The organism is Pedococcus sp. P2_D9 (genome assembly GCF_056404275.1).
The window spans coordinates 160,648-174,465 of record NZ_JBFUEI010000005.1; the positions used below are offsets into that span (position 1 = coordinate 160,648).

At 66.4% G+C, this 13,818-nt stretch carries 14 protein-coding genes and 1 pseudogene; 7 read left to right on the plus strand and 8 right to left on the minus strand.

What is annotated here, in order from left to right:
- Positions 1–183 precede the first annotated feature (183 nt).
- Both AC1DXJ_RS10880 and AC1DXJ_RS10885 read left to right on the plus strand, forming a co-directional pair.
- Complete coding sequence (locus AC1DXJ_RS10880; RefSeq protein ID WP_477613387.1) at positions 184–576, plus strand: cupin domain-containing protein; 393 nt, start codon at positions 184–186, stop codon at positions 574–576.
- Between the two features lie 372 nt (positions 577–948).
- Positions 949–1,173 carry a hypothetical protein gene (locus tag AC1DXJ_RS10885; RefSeq protein ID WP_477613388.1) on the plus strand — a complete coding sequence of 75 codons (225 nt, stop codon included), beginning with the start codon at positions 949–951 and terminating at the stop codon, positions 1,171–1,173.
- A gap of 253 nt (positions 1,174–1,426) precedes the next feature.
- On the opposite strand, the gene AC1DXJ_RS10890 is transcribed toward AC1DXJ_RS10885, so the two are convergent.
- The 4 genes and pseudogenes from AC1DXJ_RS10890 to AC1DXJ_RS10905 form a co-directional block, all read right to left on the minus strand.
- The gene (locus tag AC1DXJ_RS10890; RefSeq protein WP_477613389.1) at positions 1,427–2,719 is read right to left on the minus strand and encodes an MFS transporter; all 1,293 of its coding nucleotides are present in this window, start codon (positions 2,717–2,719) and stop codon (positions 1,427–1,429) included.
- Positions 2,677–4,050: an MBL fold metallo-hydrolase gene (locus AC1DXJ_RS10895; protein ID WP_477613390.1), complete on the minus strand. Its 1,374-nt coding sequence runs from the start codon at positions 4,048–4,050 to the stop codon at positions 2,677–2,679. The genes AC1DXJ_RS10890 and AC1DXJ_RS10895 overlap by 43 nt, the downstream gene beginning before the upstream one ends.
- Before the next feature lie 32 nt (positions 4,051–4,082).
- Positions 4,083–4,436, minus strand: a complete 354-nt coding sequence (locus tag AC1DXJ_RS10900) for a cupin domain-containing protein (RefSeq protein WP_057378039.1) — start codon at positions 4,434–4,436, stop codon at positions 4,083–4,085.
- A 21-nt stretch (positions 4,437–4,457) separates the two neighbouring features.
- Positions 4,458–5,230: pseudogene (locus AC1DXJ_RS10905) on the minus strand (methyltransferase domain-containing protein).
- 108 nt (positions 5,231–5,338) lie between these two features.
- On the opposite strand from AC1DXJ_RS10905, the gene AC1DXJ_RS10910 reads away from it, so the two are divergent.
- Positions 5,339–6,001, plus strand: coding sequence for an ArsR/SmtB family transcription factor (locus tag AC1DXJ_RS10910; RefSeq protein ID WP_477613391.1), 663 nt, complete (start codon positions 5,339–5,341; stop codon positions 5,999–6,001).
- Between the two features lie 155 nt (positions 6,002–6,156).
- Here AC1DXJ_RS10910 and AC1DXJ_RS10915 read toward each other — a convergent pair whose 3' ends face one another.
- Positions 6,157–6,576 (minus strand): Cif family virulence factor, encoded by a 420-nt coding sequence (locus tag AC1DXJ_RS10915; RefSeq protein ID WP_477613392.1) that lies wholly within the window; start codon positions 6,574–6,576, stop codon positions 6,157–6,159.
- Positions 6,577–6,926: 350 nt separating this feature from the next.
- Between AC1DXJ_RS10915 and AC1DXJ_RS10920 the strand changes: the two genes are divergently transcribed.
- On the plus strand, positions 6,927–7,223 hold the full coding sequence (locus tag AC1DXJ_RS10920; protein ID WP_477613393.1) for an antibiotic biosynthesis monooxygenase: 297 nt from the start codon (positions 6,927–6,929) through the stop codon (positions 7,221–7,223).
- 229 nt (positions 7,224–7,452) lie between these two features.
- Here AC1DXJ_RS10920 and AC1DXJ_RS10925 read toward each other — a convergent pair whose 3' ends face one another.
- Both AC1DXJ_RS10925 and AC1DXJ_RS10930 read right to left on the minus strand, forming a co-directional pair.
- Complete coding sequence (locus AC1DXJ_RS10925) at positions 7,453–8,565, minus strand: TIR domain-containing protein (protein WP_477613394.1); 1,113 nt, start codon at positions 8,563–8,565, stop codon at positions 7,453–7,455.
- Positions 8,566–8,656: 91 nt separating this feature from the next.
- Positions 8,657–9,976, minus strand: a complete 1,320-nt coding sequence (locus tag AC1DXJ_RS10930; protein WP_477636923.1) for a serine hydrolase domain-containing protein — start codon at positions 9,974–9,976, stop codon at positions 8,657–8,659.
- Between the two features lie 238 nt (positions 9,977–10,214).
- Between AC1DXJ_RS10930 and AC1DXJ_RS10935 the strand changes: the two genes are divergently transcribed.
- From AC1DXJ_RS10935 to AC1DXJ_RS10945, 3 genes are all read left to right on the plus strand, one after another.
- A complete protein-coding gene (locus tag AC1DXJ_RS10935; protein ID WP_477613396.1) occupies positions 10,215–10,517 on the plus strand; it encodes a putative quinol monooxygenase in 303 nt (100 codons plus the stop codon).
- Positions 10,518–10,558: 41 nt separating this feature from the next.
- Entirely contained in the window at positions 10,559–11,311 is a 753-nt protein-coding gene (locus AC1DXJ_RS10940) for an AraC family transcriptional regulator (RefSeq protein WP_477613397.1), read from the plus strand.
- A gap of 769 nt (positions 11,312–12,080) precedes the next feature.
- Positions 12,081–12,992, plus strand: a complete 912-nt coding sequence (locus AC1DXJ_RS10945) for an ATP-binding protein (protein ID WP_477613398.1) — start codon at positions 12,081–12,083, stop codon at positions 12,990–12,992.
- 174 nt (positions 12,993–13,166) lie between these two features.
- Here the strand turns inward: AC1DXJ_RS10945 and AC1DXJ_RS10950 are convergent, their stop codons facing one another.
- Positions 13,167–13,625 (minus strand): SRPBCC family protein, encoded by a 459-nt coding sequence (locus tag AC1DXJ_RS10950; protein WP_477613399.1) that lies wholly within the window; start codon positions 13,623–13,625, stop codon positions 13,167–13,169.
- Positions 13,626–13,818: the final 193 nt, after the last annotated feature.

Here is a 13,818-nt window from a genome sequence, read left to right on the forward strand (position 1 = left end):
CGCCTAATGACCAGCAAGGAGACACGAATGAGCCTCACGGAGCCTCCGGCAACACTCACGCAAGCAACTGCGGGAGGACGGGCACTGCCCCTGACCGTGCTACCCACCCCGCATGGGCCAGACCGATCCATCGGGTCCATCGGAGTCGGGTTTCGGCTGACAGGTGACCAGACGGGGGGGCAGATGGCCATCGTCGAGCACCCGTTCCCCGTCGGAGCCCTTGTCCCGCCTCACGTGCACACCAGAGAGGACGAGTTCTCGATCGTCACCGCCGGTGAGATCGGCTTCAGGTCGGGACCGGACGAGGTGGTCCTGCAAGCCGGCGGCTACATCAGCAAGCCGCGAGGTGAGGTGCACACCATGTGGAACGCCGGTACGACTGAGGCACGGATGATTGAAGTGATCACGCCAGCCGGTTTCGAACGCTTCTTCCTCGAGCTCGCCGAGATCTTCGAGACGGGCGACCCGGATCCGGCGACGCTTGCGCCCTTGGCCGCATCCTACGGACTCTTCTTTGACCCCACCTGGGTCCCGGAACTGATGGAAAGGCACCACCTGAAGTCACCCTTCGGATAGAGGCGGAGCGCGGCGGTGCAGCCACTGCGCGCAGCCGGCACAGACCCCGACTTCCATATGGGACCAGAACCGGATCAGATCCCGCTCCTAGACGCATTCCCGCAGCACCAGCAGAACAGTCGGTCGACCTGTTCATGCTCCTGCCACGTTGGTCCAAATAGACAAGCTCCTGCGAAAGTCGTTGAGCGCGGACGCCACCACCACGTGCTCGTGATCGAGGGCGACGTGCAGTGGGGCAGGTCCTCCAAGTCTTCCTCACCGACCACGGGTCCATGACCGCGTTGCCCGCACCGGCACGAAGGCCCTGGTCGTGAGCCGAGAGGCGCCGCCCGACTTGCTCGTGCTCGACCTCGGCTTCTGACGTCGGCGGGCATGAACGTCGTGGAGCAGCTGCGTCACGATCAGCGGCTGCGGTCGCTTCCGCTGGTCGTCAACGCCGGCAGGGAACTCGACGAGATTGATTGGCTCCGGCTCCGTCTGGACGAGACCCGGTTCGTCATCAACGGACGTGAGCACTGGCCGATTTCGTACGCCAAGGTGATCGGCCTCTTCGCACCCCCTCACCACGCCTGTGTGAGAGGGTGCGTGACCTCGTGACCGAGTCTGGTTGCGGCCTGGGGTCGGTGCGGACGGTCGAGAGACAGAATGCATTGGGTCAGTAGTACGCAGCGCGAGCACTCGCCGCGTCCCCTCGGATTGCTCGAAGTCGCGCGAAGTGGGAAACCAGCAGCGGCCTTCGCCGAGCAGGGCTCACAGCCTTGCGGCTCCTTCGTCGCAAGGCTGTGAGCCTGGGCGGGACACCGTCCCATGTCGCAGTTCTTCGACTCGCTTGGTCAGAGTTGCTCGAAAGCTAGCGGTCATGCTGTGAAGTGGCGCACGTTTCGTACATGCGTTTGGCGACGACGAGCCCCGATGCGGCGGTCAGGGCGGCAATCGCCCAGATCGCCGGGCGGATACCGAAGGTGTCGGCCAGTACGCCGGTCAGCAGCGCGCCGACGGCGAACCCTAGGTCCCGCCAGAGTCGGTAGACGCCAACGGCGCGTGCTCTCCAGCCGGGGTGGGCGACGTCGCCGATGCTGGCCAGCAGGGTGGGATAGACCATGGCGGTGCCGATGCCGAGCAGCACGGACGCTAGGGCCCACGGGACCGGCGAGTTGGCTGTCGCGATGGCCATCAGAGCAGCCGCTTGAAGGAGCATGCCCCCGGCGATGAAGCGCTTGCGGCCCCAACGGTCTGACAGTGCCCCGGTGACGAGCTGTCCCACCCCCCAGACAGCGGGATAGAGGGAGACGAGCAAGCCGGCCTGAGTGAGGCCGATTCCGGCTGAGATGAACAGAACGGGGAACAGGCCCCAGGCGAGCCCGTCGTTGAGGTTGTTGACCAAGCCGGCTTGGCTGGCCGAGGAGAGGGCGGGCTCACGGAAGCTGGTCAGGCCCAACACCTGCCGGTTGGTGAGGTCGCTGGTGGTGGGGTCCTCGGCGGCCTCGTAGGCGGCATGCGGACGAGTCTCCCGGACCCAGAGCGTGGAAAGGCCCAGGCCGAGCGCGGTGTAGGCGACGCCGAGCAGGAACGGCTCGGGCCGAAGTCCGTGGTGTGCCGCCATGTTGCCGGTGAGCAGGGCCGTCACGGCGACGGCGAGGTAGCCCGCCGACTCGTTGAGGCCCATGGCCAGGCCCCGGTTTCGGGGACCGACGAGGTCGATCTTCATGATCACCGTGGTGGACCAGGTCAGCCCCTGGCTGATGCCCAGCAGAACGTTTGCGCCGACAACGATCCACCACTCGGGGGCCCAGATGAGCAGCAGGGGGACGGGGAGGGCGACCAGCCACCCGGCGACCAGGACGGGCTTTCGCCCGTATCGCTCAGACCAGGTCCCGGCGAAGTAGTTGGTGCACGCCTTGGCCAGGCCGAACGCGAGGATGTAGGTCAGCGCCGCAGTGTAGGAGTCGAGCCCAAACTCCTGAGTCGCAAGGAGCGGCAGGACGGTGCGTTCCTGGCCCAGCGTTCCGCCGACCAGAGCGTTTACGGCAACCAGCAGAGCAAACTGGGCAGCGTTCGCTCGCACACCGAAGACGGGAGACGCCGACCCCCCTGCCCGTCTCACGGGCCGCTGGCCAGGTCCTCGCCGTGGGCGGTGGCCCATTGCTGAGGGCTGCCGACAAAAACGGCGACCTGGGTGAATCCCGCCCTTGACAGCAGAGACGCTGCTCCCATCGCACGTTCGCCGTGCCCGCACATGACCACGGTTGGCACGTTGGCGAGGTGGCCGAGCACAGGGGGGAGGTCGCCGAGCTCGATGTTGAGGGCACCAGGGACGTGTCCGGCTCGGTACTCGGCCTCCTGACGGATGTCCAAGACCCGCACGGTGGCCGCGGCGCTCATCCCGGCGCTTGCCTCGACCAGCGGCACTGAATGGGTCGGCAGGAATGCGGCGGACCAGGCCTCTTGGCCGCCGGCCAGTTCGCCGATGATGTTGTCGTAGCCGATCTTGGCGGCCTGCCAAAGCACCTCCTCGACGTTCTGGTCGGGTTCGCGGAGCACGACGAGTGGTGTGTCGTTGGGTGCGAGCCAGCCGAGCCAGCTCGCGAACGCGGGCCGTAGCGGGATCGAGAGGGCGCCCGAGGGGTGTCCGGCGGCGAAGGCGGTCACTGGGCGGACGTCGACGATCATGGCGCCCGCGGCCTGCGCCGCGACGGCCGCCCGTGGTGTGAGCTGCTCCAGCCCGAGCCGACGGGGCAGGATCGCTGGTCCGCGCCGGTTGATCTCGGCCAACCGCAGGAAGTAGGGCGGGAACGAGCCGAGCCCGGCGAGCAGCCGAGCGACGAACGCGTTCTCGTCTGCGGCGGACAGCAGCGGGTTGTTGGCCCGTTCGGCGCCGATGGTGCTGGTGCGGGCGGAGCCGCCGGGTGCGGCGCAGAAGGAACCAGCGCCATGAGTTGGCCACACCTCGACGTGGTCGGGAAGCTCCAGGAGTCGGTGCACCGACCGGTACTGAGCCCGGGCGAGCTCAATCGTGCGGTCAGGGTCGACAAGATCGGTTCGTGCAACTGCTCCGACCAGCAATGAGCCCCCGGTGAAGACCGCGACAGGGTGGTCGCCATCCAGCAGAAGGTAGGACAGGTGCTCGTCGGTGTGCCCTGGCGTTCCGAGGGCGCGCAGCCGCAGCCCCCCGAGGTCGAAGTCGTCACCGTCGCTCAATCCGTGGTGGTCGTACCTGCGGTTCCCGGCGGCCGAGGCCAGCACCGTCGCGCCCGTAGTCGCAGCGAGCTGACGGGAACCGGAAAGGAAGTCCGCGTGCAGATGGGTGTCCGCGGCGACGGTGACGCGAAGACCCCGGGCGTCAGCGGCCGCCTGCAACGCACGCAGGTCACGACTGGGGTCGACGGCCAGGGCGCAGCCGTCGCCGAGGTCGACCAGGTATGCCGTGTTGCCCAGTCCCTGGTCGGCCATCGGGAGCGTAAGGGTTTGCGTCATGTGCTGTCCGGCTCCATCTGCATGTCAACCCCTCAGCTGGGCTTGGCATAGGCCTTGATTCCGGTGTCGAGCAGGACACAGGGCTCGTCGCCGTCGGTCCACGCGTCGTGCCCGGGGTCAAGGTCTACGACGTCGCCGGGGCCGATGGAGACCTCGCTGCCGTCGTCGAACCGGACGGTCATCTTTCCCGAAAGGCAGATTCCCGTGTGGTGGGTCTGGCAGGAGTCGGTGCCCGCGATGGGCTTGACGTCGTTTGACCAGCGCCAACCTGGTTCGAACACGCCGCGACCGAGAGTGAAGTCGCCGAGGGTGACCACATCCAGGTGGCCGTGAGCCTTGAAGGGGCGCTGCTCGTGCGGGGTGTCGATGTTCTGCTTGTCGGACATGGGTTCCTCCGGTGGTGTGGGTTAATCGGTGGTCAGGGTGGCGAGGATGGAGATGCTCTTGACGCCGTACCTGGCGCTGGCATTGCGGGCCTGGTCGGATATGAACGCGTACGCGTTCTCGCGGTGACGGGTGATGGTGAAGCCGGCCGACTCGATGGCCTCCAGGTACCGGTCCTGCTGGGCCGCGCCGCCGATGCAGGATGCCCACAGGTCGGCGTTGCAGATGATGGAGTCCTTGAGCTGTTGCTCGCTGATGATGTCCGCGATCACGAGCCGCCCGCCAGGCTTCAGGACTCGCGCGGCTTCGGCGAACACCGCCTTCTTGTCCGGACAGAGGTTGATCACCCCGTTGGAGATCACGCAGTCCACGGTGCCATCTCCAAGTGGGATCTCCTCGATGTGGCCGTCCCGGAACTCGACCTGAGCGAAACCGGCTCGTTGGCCAGCCGGCGTGCCTTGTCCAGCTGCTCGGCGGTGAAGTCGACCCCGTACACGAGCCCGGCGGGGCCCACCAGCCGCGCTGCGTAGAAGGCGTCCATCCCGGACCCGCTACCCAGGTCGACCACGGTCTCACCGACCTTGAGGTCGGCCAAGTCGAAGAAGAAACCCACACCGGCGAATGACTCGACGGCGCCAGCCGGTAGCTCCGGGAGCCGGTCCGCGTCGTACCCAGCGCGCAGAGCGACCGGTTCGCCGAGCTCGAAGTGGAAGCGGTCGTGGGGCTGCTGCGCCACGTGCCGGTACATGTCCTTGACCTTGGCCTCGAGCGTCTTCGTGTCCACGGTGGTGATCATCGTCTCGCAACCTCCCCGGGCATTCAATGGTTATCTTGAATAGAACTCCGCTAGAGTAGCGATTGTCAAGAGGCTTGTTGAATACGCTGGTGCGCAGAAAGGGACAAGATGCCGGAGCCTGGTGCAAAGGCCGCTCTTTACGACGCCCTGGCGGAGTCAGCCAAGGCGCTGGCCAACGGGCGGCGCGCGGAGCTGGTCGATGTCCTGTCTCAGGGCGAACGGTCCGTCGAGGAGCTCGCCGAAGAGATCGACCAGAGTGTGGCGAACACCTCCCAGCACCTCCAGCGGCTGTTGCGCGCGGGACTGGTCCGGTCCCGCCGTGAAGGCACCCGGATCTACTACTCGCTGTCCACTGAGCTGGTCGGTGAGCTATGGCGCACCATGCGGCGATCCGCCGAGGAGCACGTCGCGGGCCTCGAGCAGCTGGCCGCGGACTATCTCGGCGATCGGACCAAACTCCGCACGATCAGCCGTGACGACCTGCGCGCACGGCTGCGCGACGGCGACATCATCGTGCTCGACGTGCGCCCCGAGCCCGAGTACGCCAGCGGCCATATCCGTGGCGCTATCTCAATCCCGATCCACGACCTGCGGGCACGCCTCGGGGAGATCCCCGACGGCGCCCAAGTTGTCGCTTACTGCCGTGGCCCGTACTGCGTCTATGCGGACGAGGCAGTCCGGCTGCTCAGCAGGCAGGGCTTGACCGCCGCGCGACTCGAAGACGGCTTCCCCGAGTGGAACGCGGCCCGCCTCCCGGTCGCCCGCCCCTAGGAACCACGGTTCACCGACCAGGCCGCGAAGCAGAAGTCCACGCCCAATAGGCACAAAGATTCTGAGCAACTCACACCCTCGTCACCCAGTCCACCCAATACGCGAAGCCGTCCCTGCGGACCACGGATGTGGTACATCGTCACGGCTGGAGTCGGTCAGATGCGGTTCTCGGGCTGGAATCCCGAGCACAGGAGGTCGATCGACGCGATGCGCTCGCCAGCTTGCAGGTAGGCCTGCTGCTCGATGACGTGCCAGGCATCGTCGCCCCAAGGCGTCGGATGCATGCGAAGGCGCCACGTCACGTGTGGCCTGCCAGCGACCTCGCTGACGGCACCGTCCAGCACCTCGAACTCGAGGGCGCCTCCGAACCAGATCCGAAGGTTCTCGACGATCTGGGCGGCGCCGCGAAACTCGGTGGGTCCGCTGGGAAGCATCGCTCGCATGTTTGCGCCGGCCTCGAAGCAGTCAGGCATGCGGTCGAAGTCCCGCGCGGCCAGAGCCTCCAGAAGCTGGCCGCCGGGCGACCTTCGATCCACCGGGTTCGGCATGACGCGAGTTGCCTTGGTCTCAGTCATGATCAGTACCTCCGACATATTCAAGTGATCCTTTGAATATGATCCATGAACACGGAGTTGTCAAGGAAACCCTTGAATAGCCCCCCTTGGCCATCCGGGCCAGCGGATGCCTTGCGCCGACCAGCCCCACCCGATGAATCTGGCCCGGGCGCGAGGGGCTCGCATGCTGTGCCTGCACACGCCTGGGGGCGGTGAGGGGTCGGTCCTATCGGACCGCCAGCGAGCCAGCGGCGTCCGAGGAACTGGCCCCCAGCTCCCCGAGGGCAGGCTTCGACTGAGCCCGGACACCGCGTCGACGCATACGCTACTTATCGGTTTCCGAGGTGGTTTCGTGGAGGACCCTTGGTGGCATGAACATCCTTACCATCGTGACCGCGAATGTGCACGAGGGCCGCGCCCAGGACTTGATCGCCGCCTACAAGATGTTGCTGGCAGGAAACCTGCCCGACGGACTGCTCGAGACACAGTTGCTTGGCGACGGTAAGGGACACTGGGCGATTCATTCGCGGTGGCGGGACCTCGCCGCGCTTGATGCCATGCGCGCAGCGACCGACCCGCCTGCCGCTCCGATGCTGTTCCGCCGATTCTCGGCCCAGCCGTCCCTGGCAATCATGAATGTCCTGGTCGACAGCCGTCGACTGTCCTGACCAACGCCGTCAGGTCCCGGTACGAGCCAATGGCCCGAAGCCAAGGCGCCTCTTGGCGCCGGGCGTAGGCCTTGCCTACCCTCTCCGATCACACTGACTCCGTCAGACCACCCCGATGAGCGGCATGTTTCAAAGCGCTGCCCAGTCACTAAGCCTGGCGCCCGGAGGTCCGTGGTGGACCACAAGACCTTTCCTCGTGCGGTCCGCGCCGGCGCGAGACGACGATGCCTCAGGAGATCGCGAGCGCCTTCCAGTCCAGGATTCGCTCGGCGATCAGAGTCGCACGAGCCTGATTGTCGCGTCCGTCAAGGACCTTGAGATCATCGATGTCTGCCCTCAGGTAGACGCCGGATGTCCGAGCGTTGAGCGTGAGCTCGTCGTCCGACCGGGTGGTCCAGAAGCCGACGGCGCGGTCTTCCGTCTCAAGCTTGATCTCGCCCGTTCCATGGATTGCCGGTGCGTTCGGGTGACGCGGGCGCTCGCCCTTCCAGGCGTAGAAAATGCCGCCGGGGTCCTTCATCTCCTTGGTCGCCTCGCTCCAGTAGCGAGCGGATAGGGTGCCGTCCTCCTGCCAGGTGCGGCCGTTCACTTCTAGCAGGCGTTCGCGGTCCCGTGAGATCTGCAACAGGCTTACCGCAGAGGGCTCCAACGTGCTTCGCTCGGTCATCGAGAACTGCCACCACAGACCCACGATCCGGGACAGTCCACCGATATCCTCGATCGCCTTCCGCAACTTCTGGTTGACGGACTTGACCTCGGCCGCCTTGGTCGCGTCGCCATACCGGACGCAGGCAAGCCCAAGCAGTTCGGTCGGCAACTTTGCCCCATTGGCGTGCAGGATAAACGTTCGCTCCATACCAAGGACACCGCCAAAAAGGCCCGCCTCGAAGACGACGTTGTCGCGTGGGGAGGCCTTCCCCTGGGCTGCTGCATCGGCGTCGGGAGCGTTGGTTCGGCGCGGGTCCAGTCGTCCTGGGCGAAGACGAAGGCCGCGAAGTCGACCTCGCGAGTCAGCTCGACCAGCCGTCCGAGGGGTCGTGGTACCAGGATTGAAGGTCGCGGTCCACGGCTCGACGTTCGCTACGTCCTTGAGGCCACGGGTCAGAGCCTTGAGCGTCTGGCCTGACTGCCCGACGAGCCCAGGAAGATGCGGGGCTTGGCCATGGGTACTCCCACTTCTCACGTCGACCGGCTCTCTACCGATCAGCGCACCGAAGCAGCCTCGGGCACGGGGCCGGGCGGTTGGCCAGCTGCACTGCCTGCGCCCAGCGTCGTGGCATGGCCATGTCCGTGTCCTGCTCAACGCCAATGAACTGGACCCTCTGGATTGGCGAGCTGCCACCTTCTCAGCGATCGTCAGCTGATGGCGCGACCTGTTGCGTCGTATCGCCGCATGTCGGCAGTCCTGCTCGCGTTCTGTTGGCGCTTCCGGGTTAACCGCCAACAGCAGGCAGGATCGCGTCCGCCACCAGTCCGCGGAGGTGCTCGAAACGAAGGTTGTTTTCGCCAGCTTCGGTGGCGGTCACCACGACCAGGCGCAGGTCGGGGACGACTTCGACGAGCTGTCCTGCGAATCCGACGGCGGCATATGCGTGACGGCCGTTCTCCTTGGTGACCCACCATTGGTACCCGTAGTTCTCCGAGAATGTGAAACTCGTTCCTTGAGTGGCGACTTGCGCGGTGGTTGAGTCCTTCACCCACGCCTTGGGGACGAGTTGGCGGCCGTTCCACTGGCCACCGTCGAGGTAGAGCTGGCCGAGCTTGGCCAGGTCTCGTGGCGCCATTTTCAGGGCGCCAAAGCCGATCTGGATACCGGTGGGGTCTTTCGGCCACGCGAAGTTCGCCTTGTCGTATGCCGCGATGGCTGCGTGGTCCTCGATGTTCGGCTCGAAGGCGTTGCGGGTGTCGATGCCGAGTGGTTCGAAGAGTCGCGGTCTGGCGTACTCCAGCGCGGATGCGCCCACTGCGTCGGTGAGGATGGCGGAGAGCAGGTGCGATCCAGCGGATGAGTAGGCGAATGCTGTGCCGGGTGGCGTGACGGTGCCGGTCCGCAAGATATTGGCCACCCAGTCTGGCCCGGACATTGAGGCGGGTGGGTCCCCGTTGGGCAGGTCCGGCGGCAGTCCGGCTGTCATCGTGAGGAGTTGGCGCAAGGTGATGGCCGACACGGTCGGATCCATGTCAGCGGCGTGCTGGGGAAGCAACGTTGCCAACGTGTCGTTGAGGGAGTGCAGCCGTCCTTCGGATAGGGCGATTCCAACGAGGGTTGCCATGACGCTCTTGGTGACCGAGTGCACGTCGTGCGACTGCGCCGGCGTGCTGGAGCGGTAGAGCTGCACGATTGGGCGGTTGTCCACGGTGACCAGAACGGCGCGGACAGTGGAGGTCGCTGGGGACAGGATGTTCGACAGGTATTTTTCAGTGGCTGCGGTCAACTTCTCAGGGTGCGGTATCGCGGGCCTTGCGGTGGACGCCCGGCCTGCGCTGACCGACGTCCTGACGTCTGTGGCCGGACCCGTCCCTGCGCAGCCGCTGACCAGGACCACCCCCACCAGCCAGGCGATGACCGACCGGCCCGACCTTTGCCGAGCCGGCATGGGCGGTGCGGCGGATATTTGATTGGCTGAGATCATTCGCGCCTCCAGATCACCAAGTGTCCCGCTGACGTGGGCCGTCGTGAAGGGCCGCCAGCCTGTACCGACATCAGGATCTTGAGGTCGCAGAGCGTTGTGGAGGCGGCGCGCCGTCGCCACTGGTGGCGGGTCCACGAGTTTGCGGCACGTCCTAGTGCGTCGGCCACTCAGCCGCATCAGAGCGAGATCCGGGTTGGTCTTTCGCCGCATGTCGACTAGTCCGCCGATGGCGGTATTCGCGGTGATGGGTGGGTGTGTCCGTTAGCCGTGTGTATGGGTCCGCTGTACGGAGGCGGACCCGGGGTCCTGCAGGCGAGGCTGGAGCAGCCATCCACACCAGCAGCATTTAGGAGACAAAGTGTTCATCGCCATCCTGGATTTCGGGACCTCCGCAGCAGACCGCCCCCTCGCCTTGGACCAGCTCGAAAGCGAGCGGCCCCTGGTCCGCTCGATGCCGGGCAACCTTGCCTTTCGCGTCTACGAGTCGCGCGAGGACGACCGCATCGTGACCGTCGTTCATGAGTGGACTGACCAGCCGTCGTTCGTCGCCTACCTGGCCTCCGACGCCTTCACCCGGTCCAACGCCGTCCTGCGACCGTTGGTCACCGAGGGGCCGGTGAGCCGTCGGTTCCGCGCCGAACTCGTCGAGTCCGTCGCCTGACGGGTACTGCGTCCCTACGATCGGTGCGTGGGAGTCCACCCGTGACCCGTGAGGCGTTTGCGTTCACCCGGTCCTTCGCGCCGACCGGGCCAACCGAGCTGGTCGTCGACCGGCACTACTTGTTGTGTGCTTCCAAGGGCGCACTGCGGCTCGAGGCCCAGGGGCAGCGTTGGTTGCTGCCCCCGGCCCGGGCCGCCCTGCTACGCGCCGAGCGGCCGGCCACGGTCACTATCCCGCAGCCGGCGACGACTGCGTCGGTCCTCTTCCATGTCGACTTCGTGCCACCACCGCCGCAGGACCTCACGGTCTTCGACCTCGACCCGCTGGCTCGGGCACTCGTTGCCGAGTGCGGCGGGTGGCCGGAGGCGGACGAGCCGCTGCCCCTGTACGCCCGGACCATGTTCGCTGCGCTGGCTGCGGTGGTGTGGCGGCTGGCCGAGCGACCCAGCCCCGTCGTCATGCCGGCCGGGCGCTCGACCGAGGTGCGGACCGCGTTGCGGCTGACCGAGGAACGGCTCGCAGATGAGGTCCGGTTCGAGGCCGTCGCGGCTTTGGTCGGGCTCGTACCGCGCTCCCTGGCGCGCCGCTTCGAAGCCGAGGTCGGGATGACCTGGCGTGCCACCCTCCGACGGATGCGGGTCCTGCGGGCAGTCGAACGGCTCGCAGCCGACGACACCCCAGTCACCACGATCGCCCACGAGGTGGGCTACGGCTCACTGTCGGGATTCAACGCCGCCTTTCGCGAGCTCACCGGGAGCACACCATCGGAGTACCGCGCCACGTTCACCCGCTGAACCCTGCAACGAGCGCACCTCGCCGAACCGACCGCTCCAAGCTTGGGGGCAACCAAGACCATGCGGCCACGCCGACGGCCACGCTCCAGGGTCCGGTCGACACGGTCAGGAACGCGCAGCCAAAGGTCTGTCCGCCGCGATGTGAGCGGTGAATATGCCTTCATGGAGCCGACAAGCGGTGTCCCCGCGGCTGGGTGCCGGCTTGTTCCGGCACCGTGTGGCGTCAGTGATCTCAAGTGGGACGGTGAGGACGCTGACGTCTCCGTCATGGCAATCCCAAGACGAGAGTTGGGCATCGTGCGTCCAGGGACCATCGGGTAGATCTGTTTCCCCGTCTGCTGGTGCAGGTGGGCCGACGCCCTCACACTGGGGGCATGGACGTCAAGCGCGCGATGTGTCGTCTTGTTGGTCACCGATGGCACCACCACCGGTCCCCGGATAACGCAGTCAAATCCACCTGCCGCAGGTATGGCCTCATCGAGTTCGGTCACAACGACGGGCCCGATTGGCGCGCCCAGCACATTCCTTCGGGTGGAGGCCCGGCCGGCCCGGGCTGACGGGGGAGTTCTCGTCTTGCTCCGCCGCTGAAAGTGTCCAGCAGACCGATGGTGCGGACCTGACCTGGCTAGGACGCTTTGGGCTTCCCGAGGAGGATTCTTGGCCTATGCCCTCATCAACGTCCCTCACCGTCCCACGACGGTTGTGACGTAGAACCATAGGTACTGGCGCAGGGTTTCGGGCTTGGGTGGGACGTCGGTAGCCTGCGGGAGTGGCGCCTTACGTCGCAGGCAGACCCGTCCCTGAAGGGGAGACGTGGGCGCGGTCCGCGCTCGCCCAGCTGGCCGACGTGCCGGGCGCCTACCGGGCGGGGCTGGCACTCGCGGAAGGCGGTGGGCGGCGGCTGCTGTTCACCGCGAGTGACCGCGATGGTGGAAGCAGCGTCCCGTGGTGCGAGATCGACGCCTATGAGGAGGTCCCGCTGACGCACACCGTGCGCACCGGGGAGGCTGTGCTGGGTTCACTGGCCGAACTGGCTGGCCGTTATGTGCGGTTCGCCGACCGCCAGCCTCCGAACACGCGAGGGGTGGCAACGGTCCCCATCGTCGCGGCCGGTCACATGCTGGGCGGTTTCGCGTTGTTCTTCGACACTTCGCAGCCCTTCGACCAGCCACAGCTGATGGACCTGGAGAACCTGGGGGCGCGGCTTGGCGGGGAGCTCCGCCGAATCCAGCGGGCCACCACCCGTGCCAGCATGTCCCTGGAGACGGAGCCGGTGCCCGAGGGCGCACACGCAGCCACCTACTCCGTGGCTGCCGACCCCCGAGCAGTCGCTCACGTGCGCCACTTCGCGTCCAGAACTCTCACCGCATGGGGCATCGATGGAGCCACGATCGACAACGCCCTCCTGTGCCTGAGCGAGTTGGTCACCAACGCCGTGATCCACACCGATGCCGGCTGCGAGCTTCGCATCGTCCTCGACGAAGATGTCCTTACCACGACCGTCCGTGATAGCGGCTCGAACGTCGTCATCGACCCCAGCCACGTCAGTCAGGACCCGCTGGCCGTCCACGGCCGGGGGCTGCAGCTCGTAGACGCGTTCTCCTCGAGGTGGGGGTCCCAATTGGACGCAGGCGGGATGGCTGTGTGGTTCGTACTCGAGCCGGCGCAGCCATCCCAGTGAGTGCCGTGTCCACCCGTCACCCCGCAATTGCGCCCTGACCAGCCGCGTCAATCCGCCGCCAAGCGGTCAAGCAGCTTGCGAACGTGTTAGCGGATCTGCGAACGGCCTCTGCGCGCTCTCAATCTTCAGCCGTAGGCGACCTGAACTCGACGGGGGCGAACGCGTGCACAGCGGTCAGGGCGTCGGTGGCCGCTCGAGTCTGGCCAGCGCCCTGCGCATGGAAGCAGCGATTGGCTTGCCGCCGGTGAGCTGGATCAGCACGGTGGCCAGCCGGCCGACCATCGAGGTTGGCCTACGGTTCCACGTCACGTGTATGCGGGTGCCGCCGTCCCCTCGGGGCGCGATTGCGGCTGCAACGTAGCTGCCTGGAGCGCAGAAATTGCTCTCCCGAACGGTCCACGTGACCAGCTCACCCGCCGACCAGTCGTAGTGCTCCTTGGCCCAGATGGTCGCCCCGGGCATCTTGCTGCCTTCCTGCACGTCGGCGAAGGTATCGCCAACCGTGTAGACCTCGTAGAGGCTGGGCTCTATGCCCGGCCAGAGCTCCGGCCGTCGATCGGAGAAGTCCAGTAGGGCTGCCCGCACGGCTTCAGGCGGGGCGCTCGTCTCCACGTCCAGTTCGACCTTCGGCATCCCGGCCTCCTTACAACAGGAAGGACGCCGTAAGACAAGCGCCATCCACAACCCCAACGCTACCCGCTGGTGGAGTGAAGGCGAAGGTCTCCTGCCGCTGGAGCAGAGCACGGAATGCACTTTGGGGCCTGGCAACTCGTACGTCATACCGGCTCCTATGCGTCTCAGACCAGGCGGGAGGCAGGCCCACGCG

Coding starts and splice junctions, on each gene's coding strand:
- AC1DXJ_RS10880 (WP_477613387.1), top strand. CDS start 184: ATGGCCATCGTCGAGCACCCGTTCCCCGTCGGAGCCCTTGTCCCGCCT.
- AC1DXJ_RS10885 (WP_477613388.1), top strand. CDS start 949: ATGAACGTCGTGGAGCAGCTGCGTCACGATCAGCGGCTGCGGTCGCTT.
- AC1DXJ_RS10890 (WP_477613389.1), bottom strand. CDS start 2,719: ATGGGCCACCGCCCACGGCGAGGACCTGGCCAGCGGCCCGTGAGACGG.
- AC1DXJ_RS10895 (WP_477613390.1), bottom strand. CDS start 4,050: ATGACGCAAACCCTTACGCTCCCGATGGCCGACCAGGGACTGGGCAAC.
- AC1DXJ_RS10900 (WP_057378039.1), bottom strand. CDS start 4,436: ATGTCCGACAAGCAGAACATCGACACCCCGCACGAGCAGCGCCCCTTC.
- AC1DXJ_RS10910 (WP_477613391.1), top strand. CDS start 5,339: ATGCCGGAGCCTGGTGCAAAGGCCGCTCTTTACGACGCCCTGGCGGAG.
- AC1DXJ_RS10915 (WP_477613392.1), bottom strand. CDS start 6,576: ATGACTGAGACCAAGGCAACTCGCGTCATGCCGAACCCGGTGGATCGA.
- AC1DXJ_RS10920 (WP_477613393.1), top strand. CDS start 6,927: ATGAACATCCTTACCATCGTGACCGCGAATGTGCACGAGGGCCGCGCC.
- AC1DXJ_RS10950 (WP_477613399.1), bottom strand. CDS start 13,625: ATGCCGAAGGTCGAACTGGACGTGGAGACGAGCGCCCCGCCTGAAGCC.